16 protein-coding genes and 1 pseudogene are annotated in these 17,554 nt (G+C 73.5%); 10 read left to right on the forward strand and 7 right to left on the reverse strand.

All coding sequences use genetic code 11. The features are described from left to right. The first annotated feature begins 57 nt into the window (after nt 1-57). Nucleotides 58-897 (forward strand): UbiA family prenyltransferase, encoded by an 840-nt coding sequence (locus tag M4D82_RS12320; RefSeq protein ID WP_249766096.1) that lies wholly within the window; start codon nt 58-60, stop codon nt 895-897. A 40-nt stretch (nt 898-937) separates the two neighbouring features. Here the strand turns inward: M4D82_RS12320 and M4D82_RS12325 are convergent, their stop codons facing one another. Then, a complete protein-coding gene (locus M4D82_RS12325; RefSeq protein WP_249766097.1) occupies nt 938-1,648 on the reverse strand; it encodes a helix-turn-helix transcriptional regulator in 711 nt (236 codons plus the stop codon). Nucleotides 1,649-1,975: 327 nt separating this feature from the next. Here M4D82_RS12325 and M4D82_RS12330 point away from each other — a divergent pair, with 327 nt between their 5' ends. After that, nucleotides 1,976-2,602, forward strand: a complete 627-nt coding sequence (locus M4D82_RS12330; protein WP_249766098.1) for a DinB family protein — start codon at nt 1,976-1,978, stop codon at nt 2,600-2,602. Between the two features lie 118 nt (nt 2,603-2,720). Here the strand turns inward: M4D82_RS12330 and M4D82_RS12335 are convergent, their stop codons facing one another. Further along, nucleotides 2,721-3,191: a phospholipase gene (locus M4D82_RS12335; RefSeq protein ID WP_249766099.1), complete on the reverse strand. Its 471-nt coding sequence runs from the start codon at nt 3,189-3,191 to the stop codon at nt 2,721-2,723. Between the two features lie 252 nt (nt 3,192-3,443). Between M4D82_RS12335 and M4D82_RS12340 the strand changes: the two genes are divergently transcribed. Further along, a complete protein-coding gene (locus M4D82_RS12340) occupies nt 3,444-3,956 on the forward strand; it encodes a hypothetical protein (protein ID WP_249766100.1) in 513 nt (170 codons plus the stop codon). Here M4D82_RS12340 and M4D82_RS12345 read toward each other — a convergent pair. Continuing rightward, a complete protein-coding gene (locus M4D82_RS12345; protein WP_249766101.1) occupies nt 3,881-4,723 on the reverse strand; it encodes an alpha/beta fold hydrolase in 843 nt (280 codons plus the stop codon). The genes M4D82_RS12340 and M4D82_RS12345 overlap by 76 nt on opposite strands. An 84-nt stretch (nt 4,724-4,807) precedes the next feature. Between M4D82_RS12345 and M4D82_RS12350 the strand changes: the two genes are divergently transcribed. The 5 genes from M4D82_RS12350 to M4D82_RS12375 all read left to right on the forward strand — a co-directional run bounded on the left by M4D82_RS12350 (nt 4,808) and on the right by M4D82_RS12375 (nt 10,096). Further along, the gene (locus M4D82_RS12350; RefSeq protein WP_249766102.1) at nt 4,808-5,521 is read left to right on the forward strand and encodes a 4'-phosphopantetheinyl transferase family protein; all 714 of its coding nucleotides are present in this window, start codon (nt 4,808-4,810) and stop codon (nt 5,519-5,521) included. A gap of 117 nt (nt 5,522-5,638) precedes the next feature. Next, entirely contained in the window at nt 5,639-6,052 is a 414-nt protein-coding gene (locus M4D82_RS12355) for a GNAT family N-acetyltransferase (RefSeq protein ID WP_249766103.1), read from the forward strand. Between the two features lie 100 nt (nt 6,053-6,152). Next, nucleotides 6,153-7,415 carry a S8 family peptidase gene (locus tag M4D82_RS12365; protein WP_283844468.1) on the forward strand — a complete coding sequence of 421 codons (1,263 nt, stop codon included), beginning with the start codon at nt 6,153-6,155 and terminating at the stop codon, nt 7,413-7,415. A gap of 208 nt (nt 7,416-7,623) precedes the next feature. Then, the gene (locus tag M4D82_RS12370; protein ID WP_249766104.1) at nt 7,624-8,916 is read left to right on the forward strand and encodes a hypothetical protein; all 1,293 of its coding nucleotides are present in this window, start codon (nt 7,624-7,626) and stop codon (nt 8,914-8,916) included. A gap of 106 nt (nt 8,917-9,022) precedes the next feature. Next, on the forward strand, nt 9,023-10,096 hold the full coding sequence (locus tag M4D82_RS12375; protein WP_249766105.1) for a WxL protein peptidoglycan domain-containing protein: 1,074 nt from the start codon (nt 9,023-9,025) through the stop codon (nt 10,094-10,096). A gap of 76 nt (nt 10,097-10,172) precedes the next feature. Here M4D82_RS12375 and M4D82_RS12380 read toward each other — a convergent pair whose 3' ends face one another. The 4 genes and pseudogenes from M4D82_RS12380 to iolC form a co-directional block, all read right to left on the reverse strand. Continuing rightward, a complete protein-coding gene (locus tag M4D82_RS12380; RefSeq protein ID WP_249766106.1) occupies nt 10,173-11,672 on the reverse strand; it encodes a CoA-acylating methylmalonate-semialdehyde dehydrogenase in 1,500 nt (499 codons plus the stop codon). Between the two features lie 12 nt (nt 11,673-11,684). After that, a complete protein-coding gene (gene iolD, locus M4D82_RS12385; protein ID WP_249766107.1) occupies nt 11,685-13,559 on the reverse strand; it encodes a 3D-(3,5/4)-trihydroxycyclohexane-1,2-dione acylhydrolase (decyclizing) in 1,875 nt (624 codons plus the stop codon). Further along, a pseudogene (gene iolB / locus M4D82_RS12390) lies at nt 13,556-14,430 on the reverse strand (5-deoxy-glucuronate isomerase). Before iolB ends, iolD begins: the two are co-directional and overlap by 4 nt. Nucleotides 14,431-14,437: 7 nt before the next feature. After that, entirely contained in the window at nt 14,438-15,367 is a 930-nt protein-coding gene (gene iolC, locus M4D82_RS12395) for a 5-dehydro-2-deoxygluconokinase (RefSeq protein ID WP_249771729.1), read from the reverse strand. 161 nt (nt 15,368-15,528) lie between these two features. Between iolC and M4D82_RS12400 the strand changes: the two genes are divergently transcribed. Both M4D82_RS12400 and M4D82_RS12405 read left to right on the forward strand, forming a co-directional pair. Next, entirely contained in the window at nt 15,529-16,443 is a 915-nt protein-coding gene (locus M4D82_RS12400; protein WP_249766108.1) for a sugar phosphate isomerase/epimerase family protein, read from the forward strand. A 57-nt stretch (nt 16,444-16,500) separates the two neighbouring features. Then, nucleotides 16,501-17,520 carry a Gfo/Idh/MocA family protein gene (locus tag M4D82_RS12405; protein ID WP_249766109.1) on the forward strand — a complete coding sequence of 340 codons (1,020 nt, stop codon included), beginning with the start codon at nt 16,501-16,503 and terminating at the stop codon, nt 17,518-17,520. The last annotated feature ends 34 nt before the right edge of the window (nt 17,521-17,554 follow it).

Here is a 17,554-nt window from a genome sequence, read left to right on the forward strand (position 1 = left end):
CGATGGCGTACCGCGAGGGAAACGGCGCGCCTGTGCTGGTCGGAGGCGCGCCCGTCGGTGCAGCTGGTGTTCTTACTGCGGTTCGCGGTGGGCGCGGTGTCGGCCGTGCACCTGCCGCAGGCTCCGGGGCGCACAGCGCTCGGCATGGCGGCCTGGTGGTGCGCCGTGGCCTGCGCGTACCTGCTCAACGGCGTGACGGACGTCCGGGAGGACCGGGCGAACGGCTCCCGGCGGCCGATCGCCCGGGGAGCCCTCCCGGTCCGCACCGCCGCGACGGTGACGGCCCTCCTGGCCGGCGCCGCGCTGGTGCTCGGGGGGCTGGCGGGGCGCGGGGTGCTCGGGTGGGTGGTGGGTTTCCTGCTGCTCGGCTGGGCGTACTCGGCGGCGCCGGTGCGGGCGAAGGATTCGAGCGTGCTCTGCGCGCTGGTGGTGTTCGGCCTGGGCGCCACGTCGTACGCGGCCGGCGTCTCGGCGGCCGGGTCCGGGTGGACGGTGACGGGCGCGGTGTTCGGCTGCGTGATGTCGGCCTGGATGGCCCTGGTCGGTTCCCTGGTCAAGGACTTGGGGGACGTCGGCGGGGACGCGGCCGGCGGACGGCGCACCGTGGCGGTCGTGCGCGGTGTGGCGGCGGCGCGGTCCCTGGCCGTGGCGGGCGCGGTGTTGGTCGGCGCGGCCGGTTCGGCGGCGGCCGCCTTGTGGGCGCCGCTCGCTCTCGCCGGCACGGTGCCGGTGACGGCCGGGGCGGTATGGGTCGTCGCCCGGGTGGTGCGAGATGCCCGGCGCGAGAGCGCCGAACGGCAGCAACGGCGCGCGGCCTACAAGGCGTTCATGGTCACGCAGTACGCCGCGAATCTGATCGTGCTGGCCGCACTCGCCGCCGTGCACCCTGCCGGGTGAGTTCCGATCCGGCCGGCGCCGGCGTACAACCGATGTGGCGTCAGCCCTTCTCGGGAAAGGCCTTGTTGAGGGCCTGCACCCGGGAACTCGCCCCGAGCTTGCGGTATGCGTTGTGCAAGTGGCGCTTGACGGTCGCCTCGCTGATCTCGAACCGGCGGCCTATCAGGCGGTTCGTCAGTCCCGCCCGCACCGCCTCCAGGATCTCCCGCTCCCGCAGCGTCAACAGGTCGAGGGCCTGCGCGTCGGCCGGCGTGTTCGCGGCGTCCGCGGGCGCCTCGGAGTCCCGCTCCCGCACCTCGGGCTTGGCCGGACGTTGGGCCTCCTCGTACCCCCGGATCCCCTGGTAGAGGCGGTTTCCCGTGGCGACCCGGAAAGCGGTGGTCATCGTCTGCACCGCCGCGAGCCGCTCCTCGGCCTCCACTTGGTCGGCCGCTTCCGCGATCGCGCCCTTCATGGCCTGCCAGAGCACCTCCGCCGCCCGCACCGACTCGGAAACCGGAACCTGCTGCACGGCGCGCTGGGCCCCGAGGAGCCGCGAGTACTCGCCGACGCCCGGGGGTTCCGCGTGGTCGCCGACGTCGAGGGCCTGAGCGCACTCGGCCACGATGTTCTGTGCCTGATAGCTGCACTGTCGCCAGATGTCCTCACGGGACACGAGTTGACTGCCGATGCGCGTCAGCGCCGACCGGTACGCCTCGATGATCTCCGGTGTGGCAGCACGGAGCTGCCGAGCAGCCGTCTGACGACTCACTGATGTCTCCCCTCCGGCCACGGAACCGCGCAGCCGCGGCTGACACGGGCGACGTTGCCCGTAATTGAGTGGGCAAGCTAGCACCCGATCGGTGGGCCGGAAAGGCAAGATCCAACAGGCGGGATGGGCACTAACGGAACGTGGTCGTGGCTGGCCAGGGCGCATTCCCGGCGTGCGGTGGGATGCGGCGCGCGGCTCGATCTCGGCTCGGCGTGTTCGGCGGTGCCGGCCGGGTGCCGCGTTCTCCCCGGAAAACGAGACGCGCCCGCTGCCGCCGCTGTGGCACGCTGACCCGTCGCCACAGCCGGACTCACGCAGGAGCCTTCGTTGACCACGCCATCCCGTCTGATTCCGCTGCTCGACCAATTCGACTTCGCTCGCCGGCGCCTCACGGACCGTATGGCGGGGCCGGTCATGGACAGCGGCGACGGGGGCGATACCAAGGTCGGCCCGATGACCGACGAGGAGTACCTCTGGGAACCGGCGTCCGGTTGCTGGTCGGTACGCCGACGCGTCGACGGGCCGGGGCAGCGTGCGACGTTCCTCGCCGGCACCGGCGAGTGGGGGCGTGACGCCGCCTCCTATCCGCACCCCTGGCCGCCGCCCCTCACCACCATCGCCTGGCGCCTGTCCCACCTGAGCGAAATGCTGACCCTGCGCGCCGACCACACCGCCGGCGGACACGCACTGACCCGGGACGACTATCCGATCAGCGGGGACGCGGCGGGGGCGGTCGCGGCCTTCGACGCCGGCGCCGAGGCGTGGCGCAAGGCGCTCCTGAGCGTGGACGACGCCGCACTCGACACCGTGGGGTACTCCACCTACCCGCACGGCAGTGACCCGGAGGACCTGTTCCTCTCCATCGTGTGGTGGGTCAACCAGGAACTGCTGCACCACGGCGCGGAGATCGCGCTGCTGCGCGACCTCTACCGCGCCCGCACCCCGTCGAACTGACCTGCGGCGCGGGGGCGGGTTCGGCACGGTATGGAGGACGGCACGGAGCCGTCCCGCCCCACGGGGGCGTGGGCGGGACGGCGATCGGGGGTCGGTGGGCGTACGGCTACGGCGGCGGTCAGGCGGTGCGGGTGTCCTGGGGGGAGAGACCGAAGGCCTTGACCGCCTGGTAGTACGTCCAGGCCGTGCTGTCGCAGGAGGTCTTCTTGACGCCCGAGTACTGCGAGCAGACCCGCTTCAGGTCCGAGTAGAAGGAGTCGTCCAGCCGGGGCTTGTTGGCCGGGAACGTGCCGGCCGCCTTGTAGTTGCGGTAACCGAAGTCGTGGCGCGCGCAGGCCGTCTGGAAGGGGAACCCGAAGGGGTTGTCCGGGGACGAGCTGCAGTAGTCCGTCGACCAGTCGAAGCCGTACGCGGACCAGGAGCCCTGGTTGCCGCGCGCCGCGACCCAGGCGTTCTGGCTGGACGCGCTGGTCTGCGTCCAGCTGCTGAGGATCTGCGGCTTGTCGGCCGGGGCCGCCGAGGCGGGGGTGGCGAGGGTCAGCAGGCCCACGGCGGCGGAGGCGAGCAGGGGTGCGAGACGGCGACGCATGACATTTCCTCCGGGACGGAGCGGCGGGCGGGCGGGCCGCCCGGCCAACTCCCGGTGCGGCGTCGGGACCACCCTCGGAGCACGCCATATCCCGGGCCCCTACCGGCCCTATAACGGCTGTACCGGTGCCCGCGTCGCGGCTCGGGCGCCGGGGCCCCTCTCAGGTATGAGGCCGAGTGCTACTTCCGGTAGAGCCGCATTCGATACCGAGGAGGGACGCGGCGAAAGTCCGGGACGCCGAGACTGGGAGGCATGAACCGCCGTCCGCTCGTCATCGCCGCCGCCATCGTGGGAGTCCTGACCACCGCCGCCTTCGCCCTGCCCAACCTGCCGCCCAACCCCCTCACGAACCTGCTCTCCGACCGGTTCATGAAGGAGAAGGGCACGCGTTTCGCCTCCGCCTCCGACGCGCCCACGCGCGCCGACCAGGCGTTCGCGCTGCCCGGTTGGATCCCGAAGGACGCCACCGACGTTCGCATACGGGCCCGCGCCACCGGCGGCGCCCGGCTGATCCGGTTCACCCTCGGCAAGACCCCGCTCGACGGGCCGCGGTGCGCGGCCACCGCACCGCGCAAGGCGGGCGGCCCGCATCTGGCCGCCCGTTGGTGGCCGGGCGACACCCGGGCCGAGGAGCGGCCCGAGTGCCGGGACGTCTACCAGTACCAGGTCGCGGTGCGCGGCAAGAGGGTCTACGCCTGGACGGACGGAACGCCGTCCCCGGGTGCGCGAATACCGGCCGCCGCCGCATCCGCGCCGCGCGGCTGATCCAGGAGCAGGGCGTCGGCCGTGGCGCGGGCGAAGCCCTCCGGGTTGTCGAGCATGATGTTGTGCCCGCAGTCCGGGACGGGGACCACCGCGACTCCGGTGGCCTCCAGCGCCTCGGCTCCGTCGAGGGGTCCGTCGGCCTGCGGGTACAGGTAGCCGCGCGGGATCTCCAGTCCCAACAGCAGCTCCCGCATGGTGGGCGTCGTTCCGGCGGCCAGGTGCACGGCGCTGCGGTACAGCGCGGTGCGGCCGGCGAGGCGCATCGTCGACCACCAGTGGTCGCCGACCCGGTCGCGTACCTCGGCCCAGCCACCGGCCAGGAACTCCTCCTCGGTGTAGGCGGCGAGGCCGCTGCTACCGGCGACGCGGGGGGTGGGGTCCTGGGGGTCCAGGTTGGCGTCGACCAGGACGAGGCGAGACACGAGGTGGGGGTGGCGGGCGGCCAGCACGATGGCCACGGCTCCGCCCATGCTGTGCCCGATCACCTCGGCGCCCTCGACGTGGGCGGCGGTCAGCGCGCGGGCCACGGCGTCGGCGTGCGCCTCCAGGGTGTAGGTGAAGTCTTCGGGGCGGTCACTGTGGCCGTGTCCGAGCAGGTCCACGAGGAGGGAGCGACGCCCGGCGAGCAACGGGTGGACGGCGGAGGCGGTGAAGTAGGCGGGCGAGGTGGCCCCCAGCCCGTGGAGATACACGCGGGACGGCTGCACGCCGGGCAGCTCGATCCAGCGGATCCGGTCACCTCGCGGCGTCACGACGGCATTGTGCATGGTGTCTTGATCCCCCTTGGTGTGGTGTGGAGCATTCCTCGGTCGGGCGTGCGGGCCGCGAGGGGCCTCGTCTACGCTCGTCTGATGATCGCTGACATGCGCGAACTCGACGCCGCCGCCCCGCGGATCGGTATCCGGCCGACGGCCGGTGCCGTGACCGTGTGGACGTTGGACACCACCCTGCGGCGGGTCGGCGGTCACGAGATCGACGGGGCCGAGGCGTTGCTCGACCCCGCCGAGCGGGAGCGGGCCGGGCGGCTGGTGCGGGAGGGCGACCGACGCAGGTACCTCGCCTCGCACCTGGCGTTGCGCGTGCTGCTGGGCGGCTACCTGGGGGTGGCGCCGCAGGAGGTGGAGCTGATCCGGGAGGACTGCCCGTGTTGTGGCGGCCCGCACGGCCGGCCCGCCGTGGGCGGGGTCGGGGCGAAGGCCGGGCTGCACTTCTCGCTGTCGCACAGCGACAACCGGGCGTACCTGGCGTTCGCCGTGGTGCCGGTGGGCGTGGACGTGGAGGGGGTGCCGAGCGCGGCGGCGGTGGCCGACGTGCTGGGCACCCTGCATCCGGCGGAGACGGCCGAGCTCACCGCCGTCCCGGCGGCGGAGCGGCCCGGCGCGCTGGCCCGGGTGTGGGCCCGTAAGGAGGCCTGCCTCAAGGCCACGGGCACGGGGCTGGCCCTCGGCGTGGCCGAGCCGTACGTCGGCGCGGCCACCACCCCCGCGTCCGTACCGGGCTGGACCCTGCACGACCTCCCGGCCCCCGACGGCTACGCCGCAGCCCTGGCCGTCCGCACCGGCTGAGCCGGCCGGACGGCGTGGCGCCGCCCGGCCGGGGTGGCGCCGGGCCGGATTCGCCGCGTTCGTACGTCGTGTTCGATCCGGCATGTTCTCGTCCTCGCAGGATCTACGCTCGCCCGCATGGACATCCGCCCCGCCCGTACACCCGCCGAACTCCAGGCCGCCGAAGGGCTCTTCGACGGGCCCGCGCGCCCGGAGTGGTCCGCGCGCTTCCTCGGCTCCCCCGGGCACGTGATGCTGATCGCCTACGTGGACGGCGTGCCCGCCGGCATGGTGTCCGGCGTCGAGATGACCCACCCCGACAAGGGCACCGAGATGTGCCTCTACGAGCTCTCCGTCGACGAGGGCCATCGGCGGCGCGGCATCGGCCGCGCTCTGACGCGGGCCCTGGTCGACGAGGCCAAGGCGCGCGGCTGCTACGGCATGTGGGTGGGCGTCGACACCGACAACGAGCCCGCACTCGGCACGTACGACGCGGCCGGCGCCGAGGACGAGGGCCTGTTCGTCATGCGCGGCTGGAACCTCAACCCGTAGATCCGTGGCCCCCGGCCCCGCACCCCTTCGGCGGCGTGTCGTGGGGCCACTCGGCGCATCCTCCGCGCGCCACCCCGGGCGCTGACCCAGCATCAGCCGCATGACCCCACCGACAACACTGACCACACTGCTCCCGGCCGCCGTCCTCCTCGCGGCGGCCACCGTCATGCCCGCGCACCCCGCCCGAGCCGACGCCGCCACCACCGCCCCCTACGTCGTCGTCCTCAAGAACGCCACCTCCCGCGCCCCCACCCGCGCCCTGGCCGCCGAGGCCGCGGACGCCGGGGACCAGGTCGGAGCGGTCTACGACGCCGCCCTCAGCGGCTTCGCCGTACGCACCACCGCGGCCCGCGCCGCCGTGCTCGCCGCCGACCCCCGGGTGGCGTCGGTGGAGCCGGACACCCGGTTCCGGATCTCCGACACCACCGTGACCCAGCGCCCCGCGCCCTGGGCGCTGGACCGGCTCGACCAGCGCAAGCTGCCGCTCGACGGCTCGTACGCGTACGGCTCGAAGGGCGAGGGCGTCACCGTCTACGTCATCGACACCGGCATCAACACGCTCCACCGGGAGTTCGGCGGTCGCGCCCGCTTCGGCTACAACGCGGTGTTCCTGCAGAGCAAGACCGACTGCAACGGCCACGGCACGCACGTCGCCGGAACCGTGGGCGGGGCGACGTACGGGGTCGCGAAGGGGGTGTCCCTCGTCGGGGTGAAGGTCGCCGACTGCCGGGGCGACGGCAGCCTGTCGGCCATCCTCAAGGGCATCGACTGGATGGTGAAGGACGTGGCGCGGGGCGCCCGCCGGCCCGGTGCCGGCCCCGTCGTCGCGAACATGAGCATGGGCGGTACCCGTAGCCGCGCCATGGACGCGGCGGTCGCGCGCGCCGTGGCCTCCGGGATCACCTTCACCGTGGCCGCCGGCAACGCGGGCAAGGACGCCTGCGTCGGATCTCCGTCGAACGTCCCGCAGGCCATCACCGTCGGCGCGACCGACTCCGCCGATCGCCACCCGGCCTTTTCCAACCACGGCCGCTGCGTGGACCTTTCGGCGCCGGGCGTGTCGGTGACCTCGGCCTGGAAGGGTTCCACCACCGCCCTCGCGCGGGCCTCCGGCACCTCGATGGCCGCCCCGCACGTCGCCGGGGCCGCCGCGCTGGTCCTGGCCGCCGGCACGGCCCGTACGCCGGACCAGGTGGGCCGCGTCCTGCTCGGCGCCGCCCTCGCGAACCGGATCACCGGCCTCCCGGCGGGTACGCCGAACCGGCTCCTGCACCTCCCGGCGAAAACCCCGCCGACGCCGACACCGACACCGACGCCCACGCCGACTCCGACTCCGACTCCGACACCCACGCCGATGCCCTGAACCCACCGCACCACCTCACCGACCAGTCGGTATCCGATGTCCCATCAGACCGGTTCTGATGGGACATCAATGTGTGTGCGCTTCCGACGAAAGCAAGCCATTGACTTCTTCTCACGGCGACGCGTCAATGACGGCCATCCGCACCGGCTCGGCCTCCCCGCACAGCGGGTGGGGGGAGGGGTTCGTCTGACGAAGGAGTCGCGACCCAGTGAGTACAACGTTCCGACGAAGAGTTCTGGCCGGGGCGGGCGCGCTTTCCCTGGCGTTGACGGGCGGCGTCGTGGCCCTGACGGGGACGGCGCAGGCCGCGACCAAGACCACCCCGGTCCCCGTCAAGTGCGTCGCCCCCGCGCCCCAGCCGGGCGCCAACGGCACCCAGGACTACACCGTCACGGTGCCGGACACCGCCAAGGCCGGTCAGACCGTGCCGATCACCATCGACCCGGGCGAGACCCCCGTCGTCCCGATGTTCACCATCGACACGGTCAACACCATCAAGGCGAAGCTGCTGGTCGGCGGCGTCGCCCAGACGGTCACCAGCCCGGCCGTGCCGAGTCGTCAGGAAGCCGGCAAGAAGGCCGACCCGCCCGCCTTCAGCGGCTCGATCACCGTCCCCGACGGCACCGAGGGCACGACCGTCCAGATCACCATCGATCAGGTGATCACGGACGCGGACCTCGGCGGCACGATCTACACCACCACCTGTACGCCGGACCCGCGCCCGAGCGCCTCCGTCGGCTCCCTCGCCGTCGAGGCCCTCCCGAAGGACCCGATCACCACCAGGCTGACGCCCAACAGCGGCAAGGCGGGCACCGCCGTCGTCGCCACCGGCGCCAACTTCCCGGCCGGACCCGTCACCTGCTCGGCCACCCTCGCGGGCACGGCGACCGGTGACGTCGGCACCGGCACGGCGGACGCGTCCGGCGCCGCCACCTGCAACATCACCGTCACCAAGAAGGCCGACGCCATCAAGATCGACGGTTCGGTGCCCCCGGCCAAGGCCTTCGTGTTCGTCGAGGAGCAGGCGGGCGTGAAGAACCCGGTGGACATCGACGTGCTGCCCGGACCGCTGACCCTCGGCCCGAAGGACGGCCAGCCGGCTGTCAGCTTCGGCGCGGTGACCATCAACGGCAAGGCGCAGTCGGTCTTCGGGGCGTTCCACGCCGCCACCGTCCAGGACTTCCGCGGCGGCAGCCTCGGCTGGGACGTGACGGCGACCCGTACGCCGTTCCTGAACGCGGCCACCGGCCACTCGATGGCCAAGGCGCAGCTCGGCATCCAGCCGTCCTGCACCGTGACCAACCCGGACAGCCCGAGCACCTGCACCGCCGGGGCCCCGGGCGCGATCACGGACACCCCGATGAAGGTCGCCTCGCAGGCGGCCGGCGGCGAGGAGCTGACCGGCGGCGAGTTCGCCGTGGGCGGCGCGGCGATGATCCAGCTGCCGCCGTTCATGTTCGCCGACACCTACCAGTCGGTCGTGACCTTCTCGATCGCCTGACCAGGTCGTAAACCGGTCCCCGGTCCCCGGTCCCCGATCCGGGGTGGCGCGGCGCCGCGGCGTCGCGCCACCTTCCGCCGTCCGCCGCCCCTGGAGATGCCCACCCATGCGCATCCGCACCCCGCACGCCGCCCGCGCCGGCCGGCTCGGCGCCCGGTTCGGCGCCGTCCTGGCCGCCGTCTGCGGCCTCGCCTCGGCCCTTCTCCTCCCGGTCGCCGTCGCCCCCGCCGCCTCCGCCGCCGACAACGGCACGTGGGGGGTCTTCCCCACTCCCCCGGCCGGCGCCGCGATGACCGACCGGGCCTACTTCTTCCACCAGGGGCCCGCCGGGACGACGGTCGGCGACAGTGCGACGATCCTGAACTCCTCCGACAGGGAGTTGACGTTCCAGGTCTTCGCCACCGACGCGACGAACACCCCCTCGGGCGGCGCCTTCGCGCTGCTGCCCGTCGAGACGAAGCCGAAGGACCTCGGCGCCTGGGTCACCCTGGCGCCCGAGACGGCGACGACCGTCACCGTCCCGCCGAAGGGCCGCAAGGACATCCCCTTCACCGTGAAGGTCCCGGCGGACGCGACCCCGGGCGACCACGTCGGCGGGATCGTCGCGCTGAACACGGCCGTCGAGGGCGTACGGCAGGACGGCAAGGTGCAGGTCGGGGTGAAGCGTTCGGTGGGCGCCCGCCTGTACTTCCGGGTGCCGGGGCCGCTGACGCCGGGGCTGAGCGTGGAGGACGTCCGCGTCCGTCGGGGTGCGCCGCTGCTGCCGTGGACGAAGGACGCGCGCACCGCCGTCACGTACACCCTGGTCAACCGGGGCAACGTGGTGATCGAGCCCCGGGTGGCGTTCTCCGCCGAAGGGCTGTTCGGGCGGCGCGTGTGGGATCGGCCGGCCCGCGACCTGAAGCTGGTCCTGCTGCCCGGTCAGCGGATCGTGCTGAGCGAACCGTGGCAGGACGGCCCGCAGCTGGACTGGGTGACCGTAGACGTCACGGCGAGCGCCGCCGCCCACCCCGACCTGGACGCCACCTCCTCCACCGACCTCCTCGCCGCCCCCTGGCCCGCCCTGGGCATCCTCCTCGCCCTGACCGGCGCGACCCTGGCCGCACGAGCCCTCCACCGCCGCCGCCGAACCCCCCTGAAGCCCGACGCTCCCACCCCTGCCCTGGCCCCCGCCCCCTGACGGACAGCAGGAACCCCCGGCCGGTGAGGGTGGGCCGGGGGTTCCTGCCGTTCGGGGTGCCGTTCCGGGTTGGGTGTCAGTGGTTGCGGGGGAAGCCCAGGTCCACGCCGGCCGGGGCGTCGGCCGGGTCGGGCCAGCGGGTGGTGACGACCTTGCCGCGCGTGTAGAAGTGGATGCCGTCGTTGCCGTAGATGTGGTGGTCGCCGAAGAGCGAGTCCTTCCAGCCACCGAAGGAGTGGTAGCCCACCGGCACCGGGATCGGCACGTTGACGCCGACCATGCCCGCCTGGATCTCCAGCTGGAAGCGGCGGGCCGCGCCGCCGTCGCGGGTGAAGATCGCGGTGCCGTTGCCGAACGGCGAGGCGTTGATGAGGGCCACGCCCTCCTCGTAGGTCTCGGTGCGCAGGACGCACAGCACCGGGCCGAAGATCTCGTCGCGGTAGGCGTCGGAGTCGGTCTTGACGTTGTCCAGCAGCGACAGGCCGATCCAGTGGCCGTTCTCGTTGCCCTCGACGGTGTAGCCGGTGCCGTCCAGGACCACGTCGGCGCCCTGGGCGGCGGCGCCCTTGACGTAGGAGGCGACCTTGTCGCGGTGGGCGGCGGTGATCAGCGGGCCCATCTCGGAGGTCGGGTCGTTGCCGGGGCCGATCTTGATCTTCTCGGCGCGCTCGCGGATCTTCTCGACCAGCTCGTCGGCGATGGAGCCGACGGCGACGACCGCCGAGATGGCCATGCAGCGCTCGCCGGCCGAGCCGTAGGCGGCGGAGACGGCCGCGTCGGCGGCGGCGTCCAGGTCGGCGTCCGGGAGGACCAGCATGTGGTTCTTGGCGCCGCCCAGGGCCTGGACGCGCTTGCCGTTGGCGGAGGCGGTGGTGTGGATGTGGCGGGCGATCGGGGTGGAGCCGACGAAGGAGACGGCCGCGATGTCGGGGTGCGCGAGGAGGGCGTCGACGGCGACCTTGTCACCGTGGACGACGTTGAGCACGCCCGCCGGCAGACCGGCCTCGCCCATCAGCTCGGCCAGCTTGTTGGCGGCCGACGGGTCCTTCTCGCTCGGCTTGAGGATGAAGGTGTTGCCGCAGGCCACGGCCAGCGGGAACATCCACATCGGCACCATCGCCGGGAAGTTGAACGGAGTGATGCCCGCGACCACGCCGAGCGGCTGGCGGATCGAGGAGACGTCCACCCGGTTGGAGACGGACGTCGACAGCTCGCCCTTGAGCTGCGTGGTGATGCCGCAGGCCAGCTCGACGATCTCCAGGCCGCGCGCGACCTCGCCCAGCGCGTCCGAGTGCACCTTGCCGTGCTCGGCGACGATCAGTTCGGCGATCTCGTCGCGGTGGGCGTCCAGCAGCGCGCGGTAGGCGAAGAGCACCTTCGTACGGGCGGCCAGCGAGGACTGGCCCCAGGTCAGGAACGCCTCCTTGGCGACCCGGACCGCCGCGTCGACCTCCTCGGCCGAGGCGAGCGCGACCCGCGTGGTGACCTCACCCGTCGCCGGGTCGGTGACCGGGCCGAAGTTGCCCGACGCGCCCTCGACGGTCTTGCCACCGATCCAGTGGTTGACGGTCTTCATTGTGCTGCTCCTTCACAGATGGCGACGTCGCTGCGCGGCTTGCCGGTCGTACTCGTCACGGGCTCGGGCCGCCGACGCACGGGTCGCGGTCTCGGCCACGGGAACATCCCACCACGCCTGTGCCGGGGGTGGGCCCGACACAGTGTCGGGTGTTCGGGTCTGCGCGTAGACACATGTGGGACGGTCCGCCTCGCGCGCCTCGGCGAGGGCTTTCCGCAGGTCACCGATGGTGCGGGTGCAGATCACGGCCATCCCGAGGGAGGCCGCGTTGGCCGCGAGGTCCACCGGAAGGGGGTCGCCGGTGTACGCGCCGTCGGGCGCCCGGAAGCGGTACGCCGTGCCGAAGCCCTCGCCGCCCACCGCGTCCGACAGGCCGCCGATGGAGGCGTAGCCGTGGTTGTCGAGGATCACCAGCCGGATCGGGACGCCCTCCTGGACGGCGGTGACGATCTCGGTGGGGTTCATCAGGTACGTCCCGTCGCCGACCAGCGCCCACACCGGGCGGCCGGGGGCGGCGAGGGCGACGCCGATCGCGGCGGGGATCTCGTAGCCCATGCAGGAGTAGCCGTACTCCAGGTGGTACTGGTCGACGGAGCGGGCCCGCCACAGTTTGTGCAGGTCGCCGGGGAGGGACCCGGCCGCGTTGACGAGGATGTCGGAGCCGTCGACGAGTCCGTCGAGCAGGCCGACGACCTGGGCCTGGGTGGGCGGCCGGTCCTCGTCGCCGGAGGGTACGGCGAAGGCCGCCCGGACGCGGGCCTCCCAGTCCGCCTTCGCGGCGGTGTACGCCGCCTCGTACGCGGGGTCCACCCGGTACCCGGCGACGGCCTCCCGCAGCTCGGCCAGGGTCTCGCGGGCGTCGCCGACCAGCGGGCGGGCGGCGAGCTTGTGGGCGTCGTACGGGTCCAGGTTGAGGCCGACGAAGCGGACGGCCGGGTTCTGGAACAGGGTCGCGGAGGCGGTGGTGAAGTCGGTGAGCCGGGTCCCGGCGGCGATGACCAGGTCGGCCTGGCGGGCCAGCGCGTCGGCGGTGGCGGTGCCGGTGTGGCCGACGCCGCCGACCTCGGCGGGGTGGTCGTACGGCAGGACGCCCTTGCCCGCCTGGGTGGTGGCCACGGGGATCCCGGTGGCTTCGGCGAAGGCCGCGAGGCCCGGCTGCGCGGCGCTGTGCCGGATGCCGCCGCCGGCGATGATCAGCGGGCGGGCCGAGGCCCGTACCGCTTCGGCGGCGGCGGCCAGTTCGGCGCGGTCGGGGCGCGGGCGGCGCACCGTCCACACCCGGTCGGCGAAGAACTCCGCCGGCCAGTCGTACGCCTCGGCCTGCACGTCCTGCGGCAGCGCGAGGGTGACGGCCCCGGTCGCCACCGGGTCGGTGAGCACCCGCATGGCCTGGAGGGCGGCGGGGATCAGGGCCTCGGGGCGGGTGATCCGGTCGAAGAAGCGGGAGACGGGCCGCAGGGTGTCGTTGACGGACACGTCGCCCGCGTACGGGACTTCGAGCTGTTGCAGCACCGGGTCGGCCGGGCGGGTCGCGAAGGTGTCGCCGGGCAGCAGCAGGACCGGGATCCGGTTGACGGTGGCGAGGGCGGCGCCGGTGACGAGGTTGGTCGCGCCGGGGCCGATGGAGGTGGTCACGGCGTGGGCGGAGAGCCGGCCGCGCTGGCGGGCGTAGCCGACGGCGGCGTGCACCATGGCCTGTTCGTTGCGGCCCTGGAGGAAGGGCATGGCCTCCGGGCCGCTCTCCAGCAGGGCCTGCCCGATCCCGGCGACGTTGCCGTGGCCGAAGATGCCCCAGGTGGCGGCGATCAGCCGGGCGCGCCGGCCGTCGCGCTCGGTGTACTGGGCGGCCAGGAACCGTACGAGGGCCTGGGCGACGGTGAGCCTCACGGGTCCTTCCTCTCGGTGGCGGTGGCGGTGGCGGTGTGCGGCGCCCCGGACGGGAACGGCAGTCGGGGGTCGACGGCCTGATCGGGCCAGGTGGCGCGGATCCAGCCGTGGTCGGGGTGGTCGCGGATGAGCCACTCGCGGGGCGGACCGGCGGGGCCGGCCATCACGTTGAGGTAGTACATGTCGTGGCCCGGGGCGGCGATGGAGGGGCCGTGCCAGCCGTCCGGGATGAGGACGGTGTCGCCGGTGCGCACCTCGGCGAGGACGTCGGTTCGGCCGGTCGGGGAGGGGCTGACGCGCTGGTAGCCGAGGCCGGGGATGCCGTCGTGCGGGGCGATCTCGTAGTAGTAGATCTCCTCCAGTCGGGATTCCTCGCCCGGATGGTGCTCGTCGTGCTTGTGGGGCGGGTACGAGGACCAGTTCCCGCCGGGGGTGAGCACCTCGACGGCGATGAGCCGGTCGCAGGGGAAGGCGTCGGCGGCGGCGAAGTTGTGGACCTGACGGGAGCACTGGCCGGCGCCGCGCAGCTCGACGGGGACCGCGCCGGCGGGCCCGTACCGTGCGGGCAGCCGCCGCGTGCAGCGCGCCCCGGCGAGCGCGAAGCGCCCCCCGCCGTCGGAGATGACCTCGCCCCGCGCGTCTCGCGGCAGATAGACGAAGTCCCCGGCCCCTCGAACACGGACCCCCGCCCCCGCACCTCGAACTCCACCCACCCCACAGCCCCACCGGACGCCGCGTCCGGCCCAGCCGGATGGCAGCGCACGCGGCAGGCGCCCGTGAGGGGGAGGACGATCCACTCCGCGTCCCCGCACGGGAAGGCGTACGTCTCGCCCGGCGCGAGGTCCAGGATCCGCAGTCGGGTGAACTCCATGCCCGTCTCAGACACCACCGGCACCCGCCAGCACCTCCTCCACCTCGGCCGCGAACGGCATCGCCGTCGAACACGCCAGCCGCGAGGCGACGATGGCCCCCGCCGCGTTGGCGTGGCGCAGCGTCCGTTCCAACTCCCAGCCCGCGAGGAGCCCGTGGCACAGCGCGCCCCCGAACGCGTCGCCCGCGCCGAGCCCGTTGACCACGGTGACCGGCACGGGCGGGACCTCCACCGTCGTTCCGTCCCGGTGCGCGGCCAGCACGCCCAGCGGGCCCCGTTTGACGACGGCCAGTTCCACCCCCGCGGCGAGCAGGGCCCGCGCCGCCGCGTACGGTTCGCTCTCGCCGGTGGCGACGGCGCATTCCTCCGCGTTCCCGACGGCCACCGTCGCGAGGCGCAGCGCCCGCTCGTACCAGGGCCGCGCCGGCTCGTCCGCGTCCCACAGCATCGGCCGCCAGTCCAGGTCGAAGACGGTGATCCCGGCCTTCGAGCGGGCCTCCAGCGCGGCCAGGGTCGCGCTGCGGCTCGGCTCGACGCTCAGCCCCGTACCCGTCATCCAGAACACCCGCGCGGCCCGCACCGCCTCCAGGTCCACCTCGTCGGGCCGGATCTCCGAATCCGGCGCCTTCGGCTGCCGGTAGAAGTAGAGCGGGAAGTGGTCCGGCGGGAAGACCTCGCAGAACGTCAGCGGCGTCGGGAGGCCCGCCACCTCCCCCGCCCACCGGTCGTCGACGCCGAAAGCCCGCAGTTCGGCCCGCAGGTACGCCCCGAAGGGGTCCGCGCCGGTCCGCGTGATGACGGCCGTACGCCGTCCCAGCCGCGCGGCCGCGACGGCCACGTTCGTCGGCGAACCACCCAGGAACTTCCCGAAGGTGTCCGCTTCCGCGAGCGGTACGCCCGTCTTCAGCGGGTAGAGATCCACCCCGATCCGCCCCATCGTGATCAGGTCGTACGGGTCGTCCCCGCCGTACGCGGACCCGTACGCGGACCCGTCCCCGTTGGTCACAGCCGGCTCTCCTCCCACTCGTCTCTCCCCGTCCCCTCGAACCTCGGCCGTCGAACCTCGATCGTCGAACCTCGCACCCTAAGGTGGCCCCCATGACCTCCTCCCCGCCCGCGTTGACCCGTATCCGTGTCGGTTCGGCTCCGGACTCCTGGGGTGTCTGGTTCCCGGAGGATCCCCGGCAGACGCCCTGGGAGCGCTTCCTCGACGAGGTCGCGGACGCCGGGTACGAGTGGATCGAACTCGGTCCCTACGGCTACCTGCCCACCGATCCGGCCCGGCTCGCGGACGAGACCGCGAAGCGCGGGCTGCGGGTGTCGGCGGGCACCGTCTTCACCGGACTCCATCACGGGCCCGCCGTCTGGGAGCAGACCTGGGAGCACGTGTCGCGGATCGCCGCGCTGACGCGGGCGATGGGCGCGGACCGGCTGGTGGTCATCCCCTCCTTCTGGCGGGACGACAAGACGGGCGAGGTACTGGAGGACCGCGAGCTGACGCCGGCACAATGGCGCGATCTCGCCGCCCAGACCGAACGGTTGGGACGGGAGGTGCGCGAGCGCCACGGATTGCGGATCGTCGTCCACCCGCACGCCGACACCCACATCGACACCCCGCGCCACGTGGCCCGCTTCCTGGACGCCACCGATCCGGAGCTGGTGTCACTGTGCCTGGACACCGGGCATTACGCGTACTGCGGCGGGGACAGCGTCGAGGCGATCGAGACGTTCGGAGAGCGGATCGGCTACCTCCACCTCAAGCAGGTGGACCCGCGGATCCTCGCCGAGGTGGTGGCGGACGGCGTTCCGTTCGGCCCGGCCGTGGCGCGCGGGGTGATGTGCGAGCCGCCCGCCGGGGTGCCCGCGCTGGAGCCGGTCCTGGCGGCGGCGCAGCGGCTCGGGGTGGAGCTGTTCGCGATCGTGGAGCAGGACATGTACCCGTGTCCGCCCGACCGGCCGCTGCCCATCGCCCGGCGCACCCGCGCGTACCTGCGCTCCTGCGGCGCCCGCTGAAGACGAGGACGTGGACGTGAGCGTGACCCGCGTGAGCCTGGAGAGACGAGGACAGACATGAGCCTGCTCGGCATCGCCGTCATCGGTACCGGGAAGATGGGCGCCGACCACGTGCGGCGGATCGGCGACACCGTCGGCGGGGCGCGGGTGGTGGCCGTGGCCGATCCGGACGGGGAGCGCGTCAAGGAGGTCGCGGCGGGTCTGGAGGGCGCGGGCGCGTTCACGGACCCGGCGGCGGCGATAGCGGCCCCCGGGGTGGACGCCGTGCTGATCGCCTCCCCCGGACCCGCCCATGAGGAAGCGATCCTGCACGCCCTGCGCCACGAGCTGCCCGTGCTGTGCGAGAAGCCGCTGACCCCGGATCCGGAGGGGGCGCTGCGGATCCTGGAGGCGGAGCGCAGGCTCGGTCGACGGCTGGTGCAGGTGGGCTTCATGCGGCGCTTCGACGCCGCGTACGAGCGGCTGAAGGCGCTGCTCGACGCGGGCGACATCGGGCGCCCGCTCTTCCTGCACTGCCGGCACCGCAACGCCTCGTCGCCGTCCTTCTTCACCAGCGACATGCTGATCAGCGATTCCGTCGTGCACGAGGTGGACACCGCCCGCTGGCTGCTGGGCGAGGAGATCACGGCGGTGACGGTGCTCTCCCCCCGGTCCTCCTCGGCCGCGCCCGAGGGGCTGCGCGACCCGCGCCTGGTGCTGCTGGAGAGCTCCGGCGGGGTCATCGTGGACGTGGAGATCTTCGTGAACTGCGGGTTCGGCTACGAGGTGACGTGCGAGGCGGTCGGGGAGTCCGGCACCGCCCGCATCGGCGAGGCCGACGGCGACGGCGTCGTCGTCCGCCGTGCCGGCCGCCGCTCCGGGGAGATCACCCAGGACTTCACGACGCGCTTCGCGGACGCCTACGACCGCCAGGTGCGCCGGTGGGTGGCGGCGGCGGCCCGCGGACAGGTGGCGGGGCCGGACGCCTGGGACGGCTACGCGGCGGCGGCCGTGTCGCAGGCGGGCCTGGCGGCGGCGCGCAGCGGCGTACGGACCGAGGTGCGGGCGGTGCCGCGACCGCCGCTGTACGGCGGCTGACGGCGCGGGCCCGGGGCCCGGGGCGGCGCTTCGC

Source organism: Streptomyces sp. RerS4 (assembly GCF_023515955.1).
Taxonomy (GTDB): domain Bacteria; phylum Actinomycetota; class Actinomycetes; order Streptomycetales; family Streptomycetaceae; genus Streptomyces.